Raw genomic sequence first — 18,972 nt, forward strand, 5'->3', positions numbered from 1 at the left:
AAATTCACCCACGAATTTCAGGGGCAGGACACTACACCGCCTTGGCGCCGATATCCCGGCGGCAGAATCCGCCGGGAAAGCCGATCCGCCGCACCGCGACATAGGCGCGGTCGATCGCCTCGCGCAGGTCATCGCCCGTCGCCGTCACCGCCAGCACCCGCCCGCCGGCACTCACCAGCGCGCCGTCGCGCCGCGCCGTGCCGGCCTGGAACACCGTCGTCTCCGGCAGCCCGGCCACCCCGGCGAGGTCGATCGGATGGCCCTTCTCATAGGCGCCCGGATAGCCCTTCGCCGCCATCACCACCGTCGCCGCCGCGCCGTCCCGCCAGTCGAGCCGGGTTTCCGGATCGAGCCGCCCCCGCGCCGCATCGGCGAGCACCGGCAACAGGTCGGTCCTCAGCAGCGGCAGCAGCGTCTCGCATTCCGGATCGCCGAACCGCACGTTGAACTCGATCAGCCGGGGGCCGGAGGCGGTGAGCATCAGCCCGGCGAACAGGAAGCCGCGGAACGGCGTCCCGCGCCGCGCCATCGTCCGCAGCGCCGGGCGGACGATCCGCTCCATCGCCGCCCCGATCACCGCCCCCGAGGCCGCCGGCGGCGGCGCGATCGCGCCCATCCCGCCGGTATTCGGCCCGGTATCGCCATCGCCCACCCGCTTGTGGTCCGAGGCGGTGCCGCAGAACACCGCGGCCTCGCCGTCGCAGATCGCGAACAGCGAGATCTCGGTGCCGATCAGGCATTCCTCGATCACGATCTCCGCACCCGAGGCGCCGTGCAGCCCGCCCTCCAGCATCGCCGCCACGGCCTCGCGCGCCTCCTCATCGGTCGCGGCGACGACCACGCCCTTGCCCGCCGCCAGCCCGTCCGCCTTGATCACGATCGGCGCCGGATGCTCGTCGAGATAGGCGCGCGCCGCGCCGGCATCGGTGAAGCTGGCCCAGCCGGCCGTCGGAATCCCCGCCTCGTCGCAGATCTCCTTGGTGAACCGCTTCGAGGATTCGAGCCGCGCCGCCGCCTCGGTCGGGCCGAAACAGGCGATTCCCGCCGCCGCCAGCCGGTCCGCGAGGCCGAGCGCCAGCGGCGCCTCCGGCCCCGGCACCACGAGGTCGATCCGCTCCGCCCGCGCGAACTCCACGAGCGCGTCGATCTCCTCGGCGCCGATCCCGACGCATTTCGCCAGCGATTCCATGCCCGGATTCCCCGGCGCGACGAAGAGTGTCTCCAGCACCGGGCTCTGCGCGAGCTTCCACGCCAGCGCATGCTCGCGCCCGCCGCCGCCGACAACCAGAACCCGCATGATCGACCCCCTTGCGCTTGTGCAACCGGCGCGCGCTTAGCATAGTCCGCCGCCATGAGCGAAACCACGGACACCGCCACCGGCAACCTGCCCGAACTCACCGTTTCCGAACTCGCCGGCGCGGTCAAACGCACGGTCGAGACCGCCTTCGGCCGCGTGCGCGTGCGCGGCGAGATCACCGAGATGAAGACCTACGCCTCCGGCCACACCTACATGGCGCTGAAGGACGAGGGGGCGAAGATCCGGGCGATCATCTGGCGCGGCAACGCCGCGCGACTCGGGCTGAAGCCGGAGAACGGCGTCGAGGTCATCGCCACCGGCCGCATCACCACCTATCCCGAGCGCTCGGAATACCAGCTCATCATCGAGCGGCTGGACTATGCCGGCGAGGGCGCGCTGCTCGCCCGCATCGAGAAGCTGCGCCTGCGCCTCACCGAGGAAGGCCTGTTCGACGCCGCCCGCAAGCGCGCCCTGCCATTGCTGCCGCGCATCGTCGGCGTCGTCAGCTCGCCCCAGGGTGCCGTGATCCAGGACATCCGCACCACCATCGCCCGCCGTTTCCCCCGCCGCATCATCCTCTGGCCGGTCGCCGTCCAGGGCGAGGCCGCCGCCGCCCAGATCGCCGCCGCCATCCGCGGCTTCGGCGCGCTGCCGGAGGCGGGCGAGGTGCCGCGGCCGGACGTGCTGATCGTTGCCCGCGGCGGCGGCTCGCTCGAGGACCTGATGGCCTTCAACGACGAGGAGGTGGTCCGCGCCGCCGCGTCCTGCCCCATCCCGCTGATCTCCGCCGTCGGCCACGAGACCGACACGACGCTGATCGACTTCGCCTCCGACCGCCGCGCCCCCACCCCCACCGCCGCCGCCGAACTCGCCGTGCCCGACCGCATGGCGCTGGCCGCCGATCTCGCCCAGAGCGGCGCGCGGCTGACCGGCGCGCTCACCCGCGTCACCCAGTCGGTCCGCCTGCGGCTCGACCGCGCCGCCGCCGCCCTGCCCGACCTGCCCTCGATGATCGGCACCGCCCGCCAGCGGCTGGATGATCGCGGCGAGCGCCTCGCCCTCGCCCTGCCCCGCCTCGTCGCCGCGAAGCGCGCCCAGGCGCGGGAAGTCGCCGCCCGCCTCGTGCATCCGCGCGAGATCATCGCCGCCCGCCGCCACAGCCTCGCCCTGCTCGGCCAGCGCCTCGCCGCCCCGGCCCCCGGCCTGCTGCGGGAGAACCGGCTCCGCCTCGGCGCGCTCGCCGCCCGCCTCGAAGCCCTGTCCTATCACGCGACACTGGCGCGCGGCTTCGTGATGGTGGCGACCCCGTCCGGCGATCCCGTCACCACGCGGCGCGACGCCGGATCGAAACGCCACCTCGTGCTGCATTTCGGCGACGGCACGCTCGGCGTCCGTCCCGAAGCCGACCGCGCGCCGCCGGCGCAGACCAGCCTCGATCTCTGATCCGGCCGGATATCAGGAGGCTGTCGGCGCCACCGGCAGCAGCGGCCCGGCGAAGACGATCGGCATGTCCGGCTTGCCGGTGGGCGAGCCGCCGGGCGGCTCCACCGTCACCGCGATCAGCGTATGCGCCCGGCGCAGCCGCGCCGGCACGTCGTTGGCCGGCAGCCTTGTCGCCCCCGCCTGCACGAAGCCGATCGGCACCGGCGCCTCGCCCTGGCCGACCGCCCAGAGCTGCCAGACCTTGCCCGCCGGCGGCGCCGCATGCCCCACCGGCGCGATGTTCAGCGCGCCGTTCGTCTTCATCGCCACGGTGAACACCGGGCCCGACTTCGCCGACAGCACCGCGACCATCGCCGGCCCCGGCGCCCCGCGCGGCAGCACGAGCAGCAGCGCCGCCGCCACCGCGCCGGCCAGGGCGATGCCCCGCCAGACGAACAGATTGTCCCAGATCTCCCGCAGCCGGTTGCGCCGCGCCGGCGCGGCCGCGCGCGGGCTCGTCGCGCGCTCGATCGCCGCCCACACAGCCGGCCCCGGCGCCACCGGCGGCACCGCGAGCGCCAGCGGCAGCAGCCGCTCCTCCCACGCCGCCACCTCGGCGGCCAGCGCCGGATCGCGCGCGCACGCGGCCTCGAACTCCCGCCGCTCCGCGCCGCGCAGCAGGCCCAGCACGTAAAGCCCCGCCCGGTCCGGCCCGTCGTCCGCCATCGACCCGCTCATCGCTCAAGACACCTTTTCAGCGCGCCGAGGGCCCGGGAAATCCAGCTCTTCACCGTGCCGAGCGGCGTGTCCGTGCGTTCGGCGATCTCGCTGTGCGAATACCCGTCGACAAACGACAGCACGACCGCGCGCCGCCAGTGTTCCGGCAGTTCGCCGAGGCAGGCGGCCAGCGCCCGCCCGTCCTCCACCGCCACCGGCATCTCCGCCGCGATATCGGGAATCTCGCCGCCATTCGCCGGCTGCCGCCGCTCGCTGTCGATCCGGTCGAGGGCGCGGTAGCGCACGATCCCGATCATCCAGGCCTTCGCCGATCCGCGCGCCCGGTCGAACCTGGCCGCATTCCGCCACACTTGCAGGAACGCCTCCTGCAAGACCTCCTCGGCCTGCGGCCGGTCGCGCAGCAACCGCAGCGCCACCCCCATCAGCATCGGCGACATGCGCCGGTAAAGCTCGCGCAGCGCGGCCGCGTCCTGCGCCTGGCAGGCCTCGACCAACCGGCCAAGCTCCTCATCCGCCGCAACCGCCCCACCGGGCGACGACGTCACCGTTCCGTATCCTGCGCCATCGAACATTGCTTATGGCATTACCGCCGCCGAGACAATCTGGATGCAGCCGCCGCGCCCGGCGCGGCGCCGCCGCCATCGGAACACAACTTTCGCGTGCATGACCGCCCTAGAAATGATAACATGACGCGCAATCCGCAGGGAGACGACGATTCCGCCCCGGCCCCGCCGCTACTGGCTCGAAACATTCTGCGGCGCCCTCGCCCTGGCCGCCGCCCGGGTTCTGCGCGCCCCCCATCCGAAGGCCACGCGGGATGCCGCCGGCTATGTCCCGCATCCCTTCCGCAACGGCGCGCGCTGCGCGACCTGCGCCAATTTCCGCGCCGCCGGCGCCGCCTGCCGGCGGGTGCGCGGCGCGGTGGCGCCGGCCGGCTTCTGCAATTTCTACACCCCGCGCCGCCGCCTGTCCTAGCGCCCCCGCCCTCGGGCGCGGATTGGGGTGGACCGCGCCGCCGAGATGGTCCACAAGGCAGCGGATGGAGACCCGCATCGAGCGTCTGTGCGTGGCAAACGGGCTCAGGATGACCGGCCCGCGGCGCGTCATCGCGCGCGTGCTGTCCGAGGTGAACGGCCACCCCGATGTCGACGAACTGCACCGCCTCGCCCACCGCCTCGACCCGCGGATCTCGCTTGCCACCGTCTACCGCACGGTGCGCCTGTTCGAGCAGCACGGCATCCTCGAGCGCCGCAGCCTCGGCAGCCGCCGCGCGCGCTACGAGATGTCGGGCGAGCACGACCATTTTCACCTGGTCGACCAGGACAGCGGCCAGGTGATCGAATTCGACGAGCCGGAGACCGAACTTCTCATGCGCAAGGTGGCCGCCCGCCACGGGTTCGAACTCGTTTCCCTCAAGATCGAGCTGTTCGGCCGCCGCCTCGGCACCGCCGCGCGCGCGCCGGAGCCCGCCGGCGAGGCGGCCGGACCATGACGGCCGAACGCCCGATGGACAGCCTGCTGGCCTTTCCGGAAATCCGGGTCGGCAATCTCGGCGTCCGCCTCGCCGCGACCGCGGCCGAGCTCGACGCCGCCCAGGCCCTTCGCTTCCGCATCTTCTACGACGAGCTCGGCGCCCATCCTGACGCCGCGACCCTCGCCTCCGGCCGCGACCAGGACGCCTTCGATGCGATCGCCGATCATCTCCTCGTGATCGATCACGACATCGCCGACGATGCCCGCGGCGTCGTCGGCACCTACCGGCTGATCCGGCAGGACGCCCTGCCCCAAGGCAGCCATTTCTATTCGGCCGACGAATACGACATCGCGCCGCTCGAACGCTTCTCCAGCCGCCTGCTCGAGCTCGGCCGCTCCTGCGTCGACCAGGCGCACCGCTCCCGCGCCGTCATGCAGCTGCTCTGGCGCGGCATCGCCGCCTATGTGTTCCAGCACGGGATCGAGCTGATGTTCGGCTGCGCCAGCCTGCACGGCACCGATCTCGACGATCTGGCGCCGGCGCTCTCCTACCTGCACGCCCACCACCTCGCCCCGGCGCACATCCGCCCGCGCGCGCTGGAGGCGCGCTATGTCGAGATGTGCCGCCTCGGCGCCGACGAATACGACGCCCGCCAGGTCCTCGCCGAGCTGCCGCCGCTGATCAAGGGCTATCTCCGCCTCGGCGGCTTCGTCGGCGACGGCGCGGTGATCGACTGGCAGTTCAACACGACGGACATAGCCGTCGTCGTGCAGACGGATCTTGTGACCGAAAAATATTACCGCCATTACGAGCGACAGTCCCGCTGACAAGCCGCCGGCGCCGCTGCCGGCCCGCACGCATGACGACTGCAAGGTGAATTCGACGACATGGCCGAAGACGACGACACGCCGATCCCCGAAAGCCTCCTGCCCTACGACGAATGGACCGAGGACGCGCTCCGCCTCGTGGTGCTGCGCGCGCTCGACCATGCGTCGCGCGAGGGCATGCCGGGCGAGCATCACTTCTACATCACCTTCGCCACCGCCCATCCCGGCGTGATCATGCCCGACCGGCTGCGCGCCCAGTATCCGGACGAGATGACCATCGTCCTGCAGCACCAGTACCGCGACCTGTCGGTAGATGCCGAGGCGCAGCGCTTCTCGGTCCGCCTCTCCTTCGGCGGCGTGCCGGCGACGCTCGACATCCCGCTCGACGCCATCACCGCCTTCGCCGACCCGGCGGTGCGCTTCGGCCTGCAATTCGCCGCCCGCGTCCCCGAAGCGCCGGAAGAAGCGCCCGCGGCCGCGCCCGAACCCGCGCCGCCGCCACCGGAGCAGGGCCCCGCCGAGGTCGTCAGCCTCGACGCCTTCCGCCGCCGCCCGCCCGCCAAAGACTGAGCCCGGAGAGCCGCCATGAACGCGATCACCAAGAAGACGCCCGATTTCGCCTTCAGCACCATGTTCCCCCTGGGCCATGACGACACGCCCTGGCGCAGGCTCGATCTCGGCGGCGTCGCCACCATCGAGGCGGCGGGCAGGACCATCCTGCGGATCGCCCCGGAAACCCTCTCCGCCCTCGCCTTCCAGGCGTTCCACGACGTCTCCCACCTGCTGCGCCCCGGCCATCTGCGCCAGCTCCGCGCGATCCTCGACGATCCCGAGGCCTCGGAGAACGACCGCTACGTGGCGATGGAATTCCTCAAGAACGCCAACATCGCCGCCGGCGGCATCCTGCCGATGTGCCAGGACACCGGCACCGCCATCGTCTTCGGCAAGAAGGGCCAGCGCGTCTGGGTCGAGGGCGACGAGGAGGAGGCCTTCTCCCACGGCGTCTACCGCACCTACACCGAGACCAACCTGCGCTACTCGCAGATGGCGCCGCTCTCGATGTACGAGGAGCGGAACACCGGCACCAACCTGCCGGTCCAGTGCGACATCATGGCCGCCCCCGGCGAGGCCCATGCCGAGGAATTCGAACTGATGTTCGTCGCCAAGGGCGGCGGCTCCGCCAACAAGAGCTTCCTGTATCAGGAAACGCGGGCGATCCTGAATCCGAAGAAACTTCTCGAATTCATTGAAACCAAAGTAAAAACCCTCGGAACAGCCGCCTGCCCGCCCTATCACCTCGCCATCGTCATCGGCGGCACCTCGGCCGAGACCACGATGAAGACGGTCAAGCTCGCCTCCACCCGCTGGCTCGACTCGCTGCCCACCCAGGGCTCGCCCACCGGCCACGCCTTCCGCGACCTCGAGCTTGAGCGGCAGATCCTGGAAATGACCCGCCGGCTCGGCATCGGCGCGCAGTTCGGCGGCAAGTATTTCTGCCACGACGTCCGGGTGGTCCGCCTGCCCCGCCATGGCGCCTCGCTGCCCGTCGGCATCGGCGTCTCCTGCTCGGCGGACCGGCAGATCCGCGCCAAGATCACCAAGGAAGGCGTCTTCCTCGAACAGCTCGAAACCGATCCGGCGAAATACCTCCCCGAGGTCACCGACACCCATCTCGGCGGCGACGTGGTGCAGATCGACCTCAACCGCCCGATGGCGGACATCCTCGCCGAGCTTTCGAAACACCCGGTCAAGACCCGCGTCGCCCTCACCGGCCCGATCGTCGTGGCGCGCGACATCGCCCACGCCAAGCTGAAGGAACGGCTCGACCGCGGCGAGGGCCTGCCCGACTACATCAAGAACCACCCGGTCTACTACGCCGGCCCCGCGAAAACGCCCGAGGGCATGGCCACCGGCAGCTTCGGCCCCACCACCGCCGGGCGGATGGACAGCTATGTCGAAGAGTTCCAGGCCGCCGGCGGCTCGCTGGTGATGCTGGCCAAGGGCAACCGCTCGCGCGCCGTGCGCGACGCCTGCAAGGCGCATGGCGGCTTCTATCTCGGCTCCATCGGCGGCCCCGCCGCCGTGCTCGCCCGCGACAACATCCGCAAGGTCGAGGTGCTGGAATACCCCGAACTCGGCATGGAAGCGGTCTGGCGCATCGAGGTCGAGAACTTCCCCGCCTTCATTGTGGTCGACGACAAGGGCAACGACTTCTTCGCCGACCTCGCCTGAGCCGGCCATGAAGTTCACCGTCGACCGGATCGACCATGTCGTGCTGACCTGCTCCGACGTCGACAGGACGGCCGACTGGTACGAGCGCGTCCTCGGCATGGAGCGCGAGGAATTCGGCGCCGAGCGCCGGATCGCCCTGCGCTTCGGCGCGCAGAAGCTGAACCTGCACCAGGCCGGGCGCGAGTCCGGCCCGCAGGCGGCGAAACCCGCCCCCAGCGCGCTCGACATCTGCTTCGTCACCGCCCTCGGCACCGACTTCGTGGTGAACCACCTCCAGGCCCAGGGGGTGGACATCGTCGAGGGACCGGCGCCGAAAATCGGCGCGCTCGGCGCCATGCGCTCGGTCTACTGCCGCGATCCGGACGGCAACCTGGTCGAGATTTCGAGCTACCTCGAAGAATGAACCTCGCTGATTTCGACTATCACCTGCCGCCCGAGCGCATCGCGGCCGAACCGGCGCGGCCGCGCCACGCCGCGCGCCTGCTGCATGTCCGCGGCGACGGGCTCGACGACCGCACCATCCTCGACCTGCCCGCCCTGCTCGCCCCCGGCGACCTGCTGGTGGTCAACGACACCCGCGTCATCCCCGCCCAGCTCACCGGGCGGCGCGGCGACGCGCGGATCGGCATCACCCTCGACCGCCCGCTGGCCGACGGCACCTGGCGCGTCCTGCTGCGCAACGCCCGCCGCGCCCGCCCCGGCGAGACCATCGCGATCGACGGCGCCGGCGGCATCGCCGCCGAGGTGATCGACCGCGCGCCCGACGGCTCGGCGACCCTGCGCTTCGACTGCGACGCCGAGACCTTCCGCGCCATGCTCGACCGCGCGGCGAGCCTCGCCCTGCCGCCCTACATCCCCCGCCCCGCCGGCATCTCCGAACAGGACCGGCAGGACTACCAGACCATGTTCGCCGCCGAGGAGGGCGCCGTCGCCGCCCCCACCGCCGGGCTGCATTTCACCGAAACCGTCCTCGCCGCCCTCGCCGCGCGCGGCGTCGGCCTCGCCACCGTCACGCTGCATGTCGGCGCCGGCACCTTCCTGCCGGTGCGCGAGGACCAGCTCGAACGCCACAAGCTCCACGCCGAGCGCGGCCTGATCGGCCCGGAGACCGCCGCCCTGGTCAACGCCACCCGCGCGCGGGGCGGGCGCATCGTCGCCGTCGGCACCACCAGCCTGCGCGTGCTGGAGACCGCGGCCGGCGATGACGGCACGCTCGCCCCCTGGCACGGCGAGACCGAGCTCTTCATCACCCCCGGCTACCGCTTCAAGCTGGTCGACCGGCTGATGACCAATTTCCACCTGCCGAAATCCACCCTGCTGATGCTGGTCGCCGCCTTCGCCGGGGTGGAGCGCATGCGCGCCGCCTATGCCCACGCCATAGCACGGGGCTACCGGTTCTATTCCTACGGCGACGCCTCGCTGCTGGAGCGCGCATGACCGGCTTCGCCTTCCACAATCTCGGGCAGGACGGCGCCGCCCGCCGCGGCCGCCTGGTCACCGCCCACGGCACCGCCGAAACCCCCGCCTTCATGGCGGTCGGCACCGCCGGCACGGTGAAGGCGATGACGGCGGACGCCGTCCGCGCCACCGGCACCGAGATCGTCCTCGGCAACACCTATCACCTGATGCTCCGCCCCGGCGCCGAGCGCGTCCGCGCCCTTGGCGGGCTGCACCGGATGATGGACTGGCCCGGCATCATCCTCACCGATTCCGGCGGCTTCCAGGTCATGTCGCTGGCCAAGCTCCGCAAGATCGACGAGGTCGGCGTCACCTTCCGCTCGCATCTCGACGGCTCCGCCCACCACCTCACCCCCGAATCCTCGACCGCGATCCAGAACGCGCTCGACGCGACCATCACCATGGCCTTCGACGAGTGCACGCCCTTCCCCGCCACGCACGAGCAGGCCGCCGCCTCGATGCGCCTGTCGATGCGCTGGGCGGAACGCTCCCGCGCGGCCTTCGAACCGCGCCCCGGCTATGGCCAGTTCGGCATCGTCCAGGGCAGCGTCTTCGCCGATCTCCGCGCCGAATCCGCCGCCGCCCTCACCGGCCTCGGCTTCGAGGGCTACGCGATCGGCGGCCTCGCGGTCGGCGAGGGCCAGCAGGCGATGTTCGACACGCTGGACGTCACCACCCCCCTGCTGCCCACCGACCGCCCGCGCTACCTCATGGGCGTCGGCACGCCGGACGACCTGCTCGGCAGCATCGCCCGCGGCGTCGACATGTTCGACTGCGTGATGCCCACCCGCGCCGGCCGCACCGGCCGCGCCTTCACCTCGCGCGGCATCCTCAACCTGCGCAACGCCCGCTTCGCCGCCGAGGACCGCCCGCTCGACCCGGCCTGTCCCTGCCTCGCCTGCGCGCGCCACAGCCGCGCCTACCTGCACCATCTCTTCCGCTGCGACGAAATGCTCGGCCCGATGCTGCTGACCACCCACAATCTGAGCTATTACCAGACGGTGATGCGCGGCGCGCGCGAGGCGATCGAGGCCGGACGCTTCGCCGCCTACGCCGCCGCCACCCGCGACGCATGGAGCCAGGGCGATGACCGACACACGCTATGACGCGCTGCAACAGCTCGGCCGCGAGAGCCGCATGCCGGACTCGCCCGAGGCCGCGGTGCTCGAACGCGTCGCCGCCCCGTCCCGGGGGAAGAACTACGTGGTGCGCTTCACCTGCCCCGAATTCACCTCGCTCTGCCCGATCACCGGCCAGCCCGATTTCGCCCATGTCGTGATCGACTACATCCCCGATTCGTGGATCGTGGAGAGCAAGTCGCTCAAGCTCTATCTCGGCAGCTTCCGCAACCACGGCGCCTTTCACGAGGCCTGCACGCTGATGATCGCAGAGCGCCTGGTCGACCTGCTCGCCCCGCGCTGGCTGCGCATCGGCGCCTACTGGTATCCGCGCGGCGGCATCCCGATCGACGTGTTCTGGCAGACCGGCGCCCCGCCCGAGGGCGCCTACCTGCCCGACCAGGGCGTGCCGCCCTATCGCGGCCGTGGCTGAGGCGGATCTCCGCGCCGCCATCGCCGCCCGCGCCGCCGCTCTCGGCTTCGATGCGATCGGCATCGCCCGCGCCCGCCTGCCCGAGAGCGTCCGCGACAATCTCCGCGCCCATCTCGCCGCCGGCCATCACGGCACGATGGGCTGGATGGAGGATCGCGCCGCCCAGCGGGCCGACCCCGCTTCGCTCTGGCCGGAGGCGGTCAGCGTCATCTCCCTCGGCCTGTCCTACGCCCCCGATGGCGACCCGCTCGCGACCCTCTCCCGCCCCGATCGCGGCAACATCTCGGTCTATGCCCGCAACCGCGACTATCACGACATCATCAAGGGCCGGCTGAAGCACCTCGCCCAGTTCATCGCCGCGCGCGGCGAAGGAGTGAAGGTCTTCGTCGACACCGCGCCGGTGATGGAAAAGCCGCTGGCCGCCGCCGCCGGGCTCGGCTGGCAGGGCAAGCACACCAACCTCGTCTCCCGCCGCCACGGCTCGTGGCTCCTGCTCGGCGAGATCATGACGACGCTGGCCCTGCCGCCCGATCCGCCGCACCCCGACCGCTGCGGCACCTGCACCGCCTGCCAGGCCGCCTGCCCGACCGATGCCTTCCCCGCCCCCTACCGGCTCGATGCCAGGCGCTGCATTTCCTACCTCACCATCGAGCACAAGGGCCCGATCCCGGAGGAGTTCCGTCCCGCCATCGGCAACCGCATCTATGGCTGCGACGACTGTCTCGCCGCCTGTCCCTGGAACAAGTTCGCCGCCGCCGGGCGCGAGCAGAAACTCGCCGCGCGCGACGACCTCCTCGCCCCCCGCCTCGCCGATCTCGCCGCCCTCGACGATGCTGGCTTCCGCGCCCTGTTCGCCGGCAGCCCGATCAAGCGCATCGGCCGCGCCCGCCTCGCCCGCAACGTCGCCATCGCCATCGGCAATTCGGCCGATCCCGCACTCGCCCCCGCCGCCGCGCGCCTCGCCGCCGATGACGATCCCGTCGTCGCCGAAGCCGGGCGCTGGGCGGCGCGCCGGCTCGCAATCGGGCTGGCCCCGGCGCGCAAACCCGGCTAGCCTCCGCGCACGCCAGCGTGACCGGCCAACGGTCATGCCAGGCCACTCGCCCCAAAACGGGCGTTTTTCACGACGGGAGCATTCGATGTCAGAGTCGTTCAAGCCAAAACGGCCCGCCTGGGTCGATGACTTCAAGGCCTTCCTGATGCGCGGCAACGTGGTCGATCTGGCCGTCGCCGTGGTCATCGGCGCCGCGTTTTCCAATATCGTCAAGAGTTTCGTCGCCGACATCATCAACCCGGTCATCGGCCTGCTGACCGGCGGGGTCGATTTCTCGAACCATTTCATCACGCTCAAGGGCGCGGCCGAGCCCACCCTCGCCGCGGCGAAGAAGGCCGGCGCCGTCACGCTGAACTACGGCGCCTTCGTCAACACGCTGTTCAACTTCCTGATCGTCGGCTTCGCGATCTTCTGGATGGTCCGCCTGATCAGCAAGCTGCACAAGGCGCCGGAACCGGCCCCTTCCGCCCCCCCGGCGCCGACGCCGACCGAACTTCTCCTCACCGAAATCCGCGACCTGCTGAAGGATCGCGGCGCGAGCTGATCCGCCCCGCGGGGCCCGAGGCCACCGCCTCCGGCCCTCATGGCGCCGCGCCCCGCCCCTCCAACGCCGGACACGCCGTGGCCTACCTGCGATCCAGCCCATAACTTTCTGATTGCGAGAGATTTTTTGATCAACCGGATCGGCGGGCTTCGACGCGCCTGACCGTGGCGCTGGAGCCGCGGATCAAATTCTTAATGAAATATTGCCAAACAGCAAGAATCGCGATAAGCGATATTTGGGCAGTTTTTATAGTTTTTTTACGGCATTTTGGAATTTCGTGTATGAAAATTTGGAATCGCCTCCAATGCAGATGGGTGCCCTGGCACGGTTCGCGGGCCGCATGGCTGGCACTCCCTCATGCGGTCGTCGGCACCGCCTGCGTTCTGGGAGCGGCATTCACGCTGGCCGGTCACGCGGATCCGCGCCCGCCGCATCCGGTCGGGGCGCCGCCCGTCATCGCCGGTGCCCCGGGTCCGGTCGCCATGCCGATGACACCGGTCGGCGGCGTGAGCAACCCGAGTCCGTATATCGCCCCTCAGGGCGTGACCGATCAGATCCCGAATCCGGGCATTCTCTCCCAACCCATGCCGTCCTTCATACCCGCGGTGGATACCGGCCTGCCGCCCGTCCCCGGGGCCCCCAACCCGCCGCCCGTGAACGGCCATACCGGCGGCGTGCCGAGCCCCGGCCCCGGTCCCGGTCCCACCCCGGTCAACGTGCCCGAGCCGTCTTCCCTTCTCCTGCTCGGCACCGCGATCATCGGATTCCTGGGCGCCCGCTCGGCGCCGGCAATCCGCGGCGGGCTGCGGGGACTGCGTTCAGGCGGAAGGCCGGCCCGGCCCGCGTGACGCTGATCGTCCGGGACGGCATCGCCGCCCGGCCCGAACCCGCAGATCGCCACCGGCAAGCCCGGCGCGGCCCACCGCCGCCCCGGGCCGCGGCGCTGGCCGCGGGGTCCGGTCCGCCCCGCGATGCCCTCCGCGCCGGTCAGACCACCCCGAGCGCCGCCAGCGCCGGCACGACCAGCGCGGTCGCCACCGCCGTCAGCCCGACGCCGAGCGCCGCGTAGGCGCCCGCCTCCGCATCGCGCGCCACCGCTTCCGCGGCGCCGATCCCGCTGCCCGCCACCCCGGCCGCGAGGCCGAAGGCCCGATGATCCTCGATCCCGAGCCAGCCCAGCAACGGCCGCGCCGCGATCGCCACGATCACCCCGCCGGCGATCGCGAACACCGCGGCGAGCGGTGGCGCGGCGCCGATCTCCCGCGCCACCGCCATCGCGATCGGCGTCGTCGCCGCCTTCGGCGCCATCGCCAGCCCCAGCGCGCCGCTGCCGCCGCACGCCGCCAGCACCAGCGGCCCGGCGATCGCCGCGGTCAGCGCGCCGGCGGCGAGCGAGACCAGAACCGCCAGGCTGTCCCGCGCGATCGCGCCGAGATTGCGCGCCAGCGGCACGCCCAGCGCCACCGTCGCCGGCCCGAGCAGCCAGGAAACCGGCGCCGCCCCGCGCGCATAGGCCGCGTAGGGCACGTGCCCCGCCACCAGCCCCGCCATCACCGCGAGAATCGCCACGAGAGTGGGGTTCAGCGCCGGATGCCGCACAAGCCGCGCCAGCCGCAGCGCCGCCTCGAAGGCCAGCACCGTGCCGGCGGCGAACCCGATTCCCGGCAGCGCGCCGCTCCACATCTCACTCATGGCCGCCCGCCGCCGGCAACGCCGCCCGCGGCGCCGAAGCCCGCGACCCGAGCAGCAGCCGCATCGTCAGCCCCGTCACCGCCAGCGCCAGCAGCGAGGAGACGACCAGCGCCGCCGCCACCGCCGGCCAGGCCGCCCGCAGCGCGCCGGCACCGGTCATCACCCCCACGCCCGCCGGCACGAAGAACAGCGCATAGCGCCGCAGCAGCAGCGCCCCCGCCTCGCCGGCCGCGACGGCCGCCCGCCCGCGATGCGCGGCAAGCAGCGCCGCCAGCATCACCATGCCCACCAGCGCCCCCGGCAGCTTCACCGGCAGCAGCGGCGCCACGGCGCCGCCTGCCGCAAGGCAGCCGAGCACCACCGCGAACCCCGCCGCAAGCCGCACCGCCGTCGCCACCCCTGTCGTCCGAAATTCCGAAATCCGGCGCATGTCCCTCTCTCCTCATCGCCCGATCCCATTTGCGCCCACCGCCGCCCGTGCTGTAGAAGCAGAAATCGCAATTCATTTTTGTCCCGCCAGCACAAGCCCGCCCGATGGATGAACTCGCCCGCCTCCGCGCCTTCGTCCGCGCCGCCGAGCTCGGCAGCTTCTCCGGCGCCGCGCGCGAGGCCCGGCTGCCGCCCTCCTCGGTCTCGCGCGCCATCGCCGCCCTCGAGGCCGAGCTCGGCGCCGCGCTGTTCAACCGCTCGACCCGCAAGCTGCATCTCACCGAGGTCGGCTTCGCCTTTCTCGAACGCGCCCGCCGCGTGCTCGCCGAGCTCGACGAGGCCCGCGCCGTCGCCGCCGATCTCAACGCCCGGCCGCAGGGCCTGCTGCGCCTCAACGTCCCCTCCGCCTTCGGCCGGCTGCACGTCATGCCCTTCCTGCCCGGCTTCGCCGCCGCCTGGCCGGACATCCGCATCGACCTCACCCTGAGCGATTCGGTGGTCGACATCATCGATTCCGGCACCGATCTCGCCATCCGCATCGGCGCGCTGGAGGAAAGCCGGCTGATCGCCCGCAAGCTCGCGCCGCACCGCCGGGTCCTCTGCGCCGCCCCCGCCCTGCTCGCCCGGCACGGCCCGGTCGCCACGCCGGACGATCTCGCCCGCCTGCCGCACCTCCTTTTCGCGCTGCAGCCGCACGACCGTTGGCTGCTGACCGATCCGGGCGGACACCGGCACGACATGCCCCTCACCGGCCGCCTCCGCCTGAACGACAGCGAGGCCCTGCTCGCCGCCGCCCGCGCCGGGCTCGGCGCGGCGCTGCTGCCCTTCTGGGTCGCCGGCGCCGCGCTGCGCGCCGGCGAGCTGGTCCGCCTACTGCCCGACCACCAGGCGATGTTCTGGCCCGGCGAGCGCTTCATCTGGGCGGTCTACCCGCCCAAGCGCGTGGTCCCGCCCAAGGTCCGCGCCTTCATCGACGGCTTCGCCGCCCATCTCGGCGCCCCGCCCTACTGGGAGCGCGACGCGACGCCACCCTGATCCCCGCGCGGGCGCCTATTGCCTCGCGCCCGCATGATTGCCAGAACATCCCCGAGGCGAGTTAGAGGAGCTGAACGTGTTGAAGATCGCGATCATCGGCGGCGGCTATGTCGGCCTGGTGTCGGCGGCGTGCTTCGCCGAATTCGGCGTCAGCGTGATGGTCGCGGAAACCGACCCCGCGCGGCTCGACCGCCTGCGCCGCGGCGAGATCCCGATCTACGAGCCGGGGCTCGATCCGCTGGTCGAGCGCAACCGCGCCGCCGGCCGTCTCGGCTTCACCGGCCGCATCGAGGAGGCGATCGCCGGGGCCGAGGCGGTGTTCATCGCCGTCGGAACCCCCTCGCGGCGCGGCGGCGGCCATGCCGACCTGTCCTATGTCTTCGCCGCCGCCGAGCAGGTGCTGGCGGCACTCGACCACCCGACGGTGCTGGTCACCAAATCCACCGTCCCGGTCGGCACCGGCCGCCGCCTCGCCGCCCTCGCCGCCGCCCGCCGCCCCGACCTTGCGATCGACGTCGCCTCGAATCCGGAATTCCTGCGCGAGGGCAGCGCGATCGGCGACTTCATGCGGCCGGACCGCGTCGTCGTCGGCGCCGAGACCGAGCGCGCCCGCGAGGTGCTGCGCGCCCTCTACCGCCCGCTCAACCTGATCGAGACGCCGATCCTGATCACCGGGCTCGAGACCGCCGAACTCATCAAATACGCCGCCAACGCCTTCCTCGCGATGAAGGTCACCTTCATCAACGAGATGGCCGATCTCTGCGAGGCGGTGGGGGCGGACGTGCACGGCGTCGCCCGCGGCATGGGGCTCGACCGGCGGATCGGCGCCAAGTTCCTCCACCCCGGCCCCGGCTTCGGCGGCTCCTGCTTCCCCAAGGACACGCTCGCCCTCGCCCGCATCGCCCAGGACGCCCGCGCCCCCTCCCGCCTGACCGAGGCGGTGGTCGCGGTGAACGACGCGCGCAAGGCCGGGCTCGGCCGCCGCGTGCTCGATGCCGCCGGCGGCTCGGTGCGCGGCATGCGCGTCGCCGTGCTCGGCCTCGCCTTCAAGCCCGAGACCGACGACATGCGCGATTCCCCGGCGATCCCGCTGATCGAGGCGCTCGCGGATGACGGCGCCGACATCATCGCCTATGATCCGGCGGCGATGGCGGCGGCGAAACCCCTGCTGCCCGCCGCGGTGCGCTATGCCGAAACCGCCGAGGCGGCGATCGAGGGGGCGGCGGTGCTGGTCGCCGTCACCGAATGGAACGAGTTCCGCGCCCTGGCCCCGGCCTGGCTCGCGGCGCGGATGCAGGGCCGGCTGATCGTCGACCTGCGCAACATTTTCGACCCGGCGGCGATTCGCGCCGCCGGTTTCGTGTATCATGGCGTGGGTCGCGGCAGCGTTTCGCAATTGGCCGCGAACCCTGAATTTGAGCAGGATTTTGAGCAGGACAGGGAGTTTTCCGATGGATGAATTGACCGCCGGCGCCACGGCCGGCGACGCGCCGCCCGAACTCGCCATGGCCGGCGCCTACCCCGACTTCGCCAATCCCGAGCTGCTCGCCGCCATTCCGCTGGACGCGCGGACGGTGATCGACATCGGCTGCAGCGGCGGCGCGCTCGGCGCCGCCTATCTCCGCCTCAACCCCGCCGCCCGCGTGCTCGGCATCGATACCGACGAGGCGGCGCTCGCCATCGCCCGCACCCGCCTCACCGAGGTCGCCCGCTGCGACATCCAGGCCGAGGACCTGCCCTTCGACCTCTCCGGCGGCGTCGACGTCCTGGTCTATGGCGACGTGCTGGAACACCTGGCCGATCCCTGGGCCGTGCTCGCCCGCCATGTCCGCCACCTCAACCCCGGCGGCGCGGTGGTCGTCTGCTTCCCCAATGTCGAGCACTGGAGCATCGCCTACCGGCTGTTCGCCGGCCGGTTCGACTATGACGAGCGCGGCCTGCTCGACCGCACGCATCTGCGCTTCTTCACCCCGCGCACCATGCGCGCCCTGCTCGAACGCGCCGGCCTCACCCCGTGCGACGTCCGCTCCCGCCCGAGCGATGCCGCCGCCGCCGCCCGCTTCGTCGAGGCGATGCGCCCCGGCCTCGCCGCGATCGGCGTCGATCCGGCGGAATATCTCGGCCGCGCCACCCCCGTGCAGTTCGTCTGGCGCGCCAGCCTCGCCCCGCGCGAGCGCCTGGTCGTCGCCTCCACCATGCTGCCGCCGCAGGGCGGCGTCTCCGATGTCCGCGTCATCGAGCCGGCGGCGGCGCTGGCGAGCGACCCCACCGTCTTCAGCGTCGTCCGCCAGGAAGCCGAGATCGCCCCGATGATCGAGGGCGCGCCGCACATCGCCGTGCTGCACCGCCCGCTGCTGGTCGGCGACTCCGGCCGCGCCCGCCTGCGCGCGCTGATCGATCGCGGCTTCCTCGTCGTCACCGAGTTCGACGACCACCCCGATTTCCTCGCCGCCCGCGGCATCGATGTCGCCGAGCTGCTCTCCTTCACCGGCGTCCACGCGATCCAGACCAGCACCGAGCCGCTCGCCGCCACCCTCGCCGCCTGGAATCCCGAGGTCGCGGTCTTCCCCAACGCGATCCGCGCGCTCGACCCGCCGGCCAACTTCGCCAACCCCGACCGCCTGACCCTGTTCTTCGGCGCCCTCAACCGCGAGGAGGACTGGGCGCCCTTCATGCCCGTGCTGAACGAGGTGCTGCGCGCCGTCGGCCCGCGCCTGCACCTGCTCGTCATGCACGACCGCGCCTTCTTCGACGCGCTGGAGACGCCGAACAAGGAATTCGTGCCGATCTCCGACTACGCGACCTATCGCAGCCGCCTCGCCGGCTGCGAGATCAGCTTCATGCCGCTGGCCGACACGCCCTTCAACCGCGCCAAGTCCGACCTGAAATACATCGAGGCCGGCGCCGCCCGCGTCGTTCCCCTGGCGAGCCCGGTGGTCTATGGCGACTCGCTGCGCGACGGCGAGACCGGCCTGATCTTCACCTCGCCCGACCATCTGCGCATGCAGCTCCTCCGCCTGCTCGCCTATCCCGAGGCCGCCCGCCGCCTCGCCGATTCCGCCCGCGCCGAGGTCGCCGCGAACCGGATGCTCGCCTACCAGGTCCGCGCCCGGACCGACTGGTACCGCGCCCTCTGGGCCCGCCGCGCGGAGCTGGACGCCGCCCTCCGCGCCCGCGTCCCGGCCCTGTTCGCGTAACCGGCGCGCGCCCATCTGCCGG

The 18,972-nt window shown here is 72.0% G+C and carries 20 protein-coding genes; 15 read left to right on the forward strand and 5 right to left on the reverse strand.

The window, feature by feature from the left end; translation table 11 throughout:
• Positions 1–31 precede the first annotated feature (31 nt).
• Positions 32–1,297: a phosphoribosylamine--glycine ligase gene (gene purD / locus ACMV_RS06815; RefSeq protein ID WP_007423266.1), complete on the reverse strand. Its 1,266-nt coding sequence runs from the start codon at positions 1,295–1,297 to the stop codon at positions 32–34.
• A gap of 54 nt (positions 1,298–1,351) precedes the next feature.
• Here purD and xseA point away from each other — a divergent pair, with 54 nt between their 5' ends.
• Positions 1,352–2,740, forward strand: a complete 1,389-nt coding sequence (gene xseA / locus ACMV_RS06820) for an exodeoxyribonuclease VII large subunit (protein WP_011942167.1) — start codon at positions 1,352–1,354, stop codon at positions 2,738–2,740.
• A gap of 12 nt (positions 2,741–2,752) precedes the next feature.
• Here the strand turns inward: xseA and ACMV_RS06825 are convergent, their stop codons facing one another.
• Together ACMV_RS06825 and ACMV_RS06830 are read right to left on the reverse strand one after the other, a co-directional pair.
• Positions 2,753–3,457, reverse strand: a complete 705-nt coding sequence (locus tag ACMV_RS06825) for an anti-sigma factor (RefSeq protein WP_013639952.1) — start codon at positions 3,455–3,457, stop codon at positions 2,753–2,755.
• Positions 3,454–4,002 (reverse strand): RNA polymerase sigma factor, encoded by a 549-nt coding sequence (locus tag ACMV_RS06830; RefSeq protein WP_231295389.1) that lies wholly within the window; start codon positions 4,000–4,002, stop codon positions 3,454–3,456. Before ACMV_RS06830 ends, ACMV_RS06825 begins: the two co-directional genes overlap by 4 nt.
• A gap of 494 nt (positions 4,003–4,496) precedes the next feature.
• On the opposite strand from ACMV_RS06830, the gene ACMV_RS06835 reads away from it, so the two are divergent.
• From ACMV_RS06835 to ACMV_RS21475, 11 genes are all read left to right on the forward strand, one after another.
• Complete coding sequence (locus tag ACMV_RS06835; protein WP_007423937.1) at positions 4,497–4,949, forward strand: Fur family transcriptional regulator; 453 nt, start codon at positions 4,497–4,499, stop codon at positions 4,947–4,949.
• Entirely contained in the window at positions 4,946–5,758 is an 813-nt protein-coding gene (locus tag ACMV_RS06840; RefSeq protein ID WP_007423938.1) for a GNAT family N-acetyltransferase, read from the forward strand. Before ACMV_RS06835 ends, ACMV_RS06840 begins: the two co-directional genes overlap by 4 nt.
• 60 nt (positions 5,759–5,818) lie before the next feature.
• Positions 5,819–6,328 carry an SspB family protein gene (locus ACMV_RS06845; protein WP_007423939.1) on the forward strand — a complete coding sequence of 170 codons (510 nt, stop codon included), beginning with the start codon at positions 5,819–5,821 and terminating at the stop codon, positions 6,326–6,328.
• A gap of 15 nt (positions 6,329–6,343) precedes the next feature.
• On the forward strand, positions 6,344–7,990 hold the full coding sequence (locus ACMV_RS06850; RefSeq protein WP_013639955.1) for a fumarate hydratase: 1,647 nt from the start codon (positions 6,344–6,346) through the stop codon (positions 7,988–7,990).
• Positions 7,991–7,997: 7 nt separating this feature from the next.
• On the forward strand, positions 7,998–8,393 hold the full coding sequence (locus ACMV_RS06855) for a VOC family protein (protein WP_007423941.1): 396 nt from the start codon (positions 7,998–8,000) through the stop codon (positions 8,391–8,393).
• Entirely contained in the window at positions 8,390–9,427 is a 1,038-nt protein-coding gene (gene queA, locus ACMV_RS06860) for a tRNA preQ1(34) S-adenosylmethionine ribosyltransferase-isomerase QueA (RefSeq protein ID WP_011942170.1), read from the forward strand. Before ACMV_RS06855 ends, queA begins: the two co-directional genes overlap by 4 nt.
• Positions 9,424–10,554: a tRNA guanosine(34) transglycosylase Tgt gene (gene tgt / locus ACMV_RS06865; protein WP_011942171.1), complete on the forward strand. Its 1,131-nt coding sequence runs from the start codon at positions 9,424–9,426 to the stop codon at positions 10,552–10,554. Before queA ends, tgt begins: the two co-directional genes overlap by 4 nt.
• Positions 10,535–10,999: a preQ(1) synthase gene (queF, locus tag ACMV_RS06870; RefSeq protein WP_007423611.1), complete on the forward strand. Its 465-nt coding sequence runs from the start codon at positions 10,535–10,537 to the stop codon at positions 10,997–10,999. Before tgt ends, queF begins: the two co-directional genes overlap by 20 nt.
• A complete protein-coding gene (gene queG / locus ACMV_RS06875) occupies positions 10,992–12,053 on the forward strand; it encodes a tRNA epoxyqueuosine(34) reductase QueG (protein ID WP_013639956.1) in 1,062 nt (353 codons plus the stop codon). The genes queF and queG overlap by 8 nt, the downstream gene beginning before the upstream one ends.
• An 85-nt stretch (positions 12,054–12,138) precedes the next feature.
• The gene (mscL, locus tag ACMV_RS06880; protein ID WP_007423609.1) at positions 12,139–12,597 is read left to right on the forward strand and encodes a large-conductance mechanosensitive channel protein MscL; all 459 of its coding nucleotides are present in this window, start codon (positions 12,139–12,141) and stop codon (positions 12,595–12,597) included.
• Between the two features lie 482 nt (positions 12,598–13,079).
• On the forward strand, positions 13,080–13,445 hold the full coding sequence (locus ACMV_RS21475) for a PEP-CTERM sorting domain-containing protein (protein WP_231844501.1): 366 nt from the start codon (positions 13,080–13,082) through the stop codon (positions 13,443–13,445).
• Between the two features lie 139 nt (positions 13,446–13,584).
• Here ACMV_RS21475 and ACMV_RS06890 read toward each other — a convergent pair whose 3' ends face one another.
• Both ACMV_RS06890 and ACMV_RS06895 read right to left on the reverse strand, forming a co-directional pair.
• Entirely contained in the window at positions 13,585–14,289 is a 705-nt protein-coding gene (locus ACMV_RS06890) for an LrgB family protein (protein ID WP_041664653.1), read from the reverse strand.
• On the reverse strand, positions 14,282–14,719 hold the full coding sequence (locus ACMV_RS06895; protein ID WP_013639959.1) for a CidA/LrgA family protein: 438 nt from the start codon (positions 14,717–14,719) through the stop codon (positions 14,282–14,284). Before ACMV_RS06895 ends, ACMV_RS06890 begins: the two co-directional genes overlap by 8 nt.
• A gap of 104 nt (positions 14,720–14,823) precedes the next feature.
• On the opposite strand from ACMV_RS06895, the gene ACMV_RS06900 reads away from it, so the two are divergent.
• The 3 genes from ACMV_RS06900 (at position 14,824) to ACMV_RS06910 (ending at position 18,950) form a co-directional block, all read left to right on the forward strand.
• Entirely contained in the window at positions 14,824–15,753 is a 930-nt protein-coding gene (locus ACMV_RS06900; protein WP_013639960.1) for a LysR family transcriptional regulator, read from the forward strand.
• Between the two features lie 79 nt (positions 15,754–15,832).
• On the forward strand, positions 15,833–17,212 hold the full coding sequence (locus tag ACMV_RS06905) for a UDP-glucose dehydrogenase family protein (RefSeq protein ID WP_048858219.1): 1,380 nt from the start codon (positions 15,833–15,835) through the stop codon (positions 17,210–17,212).
• Positions 17,205–18,950 carry a methyltransferase gene (locus ACMV_RS06910; protein ID WP_013639962.1) on the forward strand — a complete coding sequence of 582 codons (1,746 nt, stop codon included), beginning with the start codon at positions 17,205–17,207 and terminating at the stop codon, positions 18,948–18,950. Before ACMV_RS06905 ends, ACMV_RS06910 begins: the two co-directional genes overlap by 8 nt.
• Positions 18,951–18,972 lie beyond the last annotated feature (22 nt).

Origin of the sequence: Acidiphilium multivorum AIU301, assembly GCF_000202835.1 — a bacterium.
In the GTDB taxonomy this organism is placed as follows: Bacteria; Pseudomonadota; Alphaproteobacteria; order Acetobacterales; family Acetobacteraceae; genus Acidiphilium; species Acidiphilium multivorum.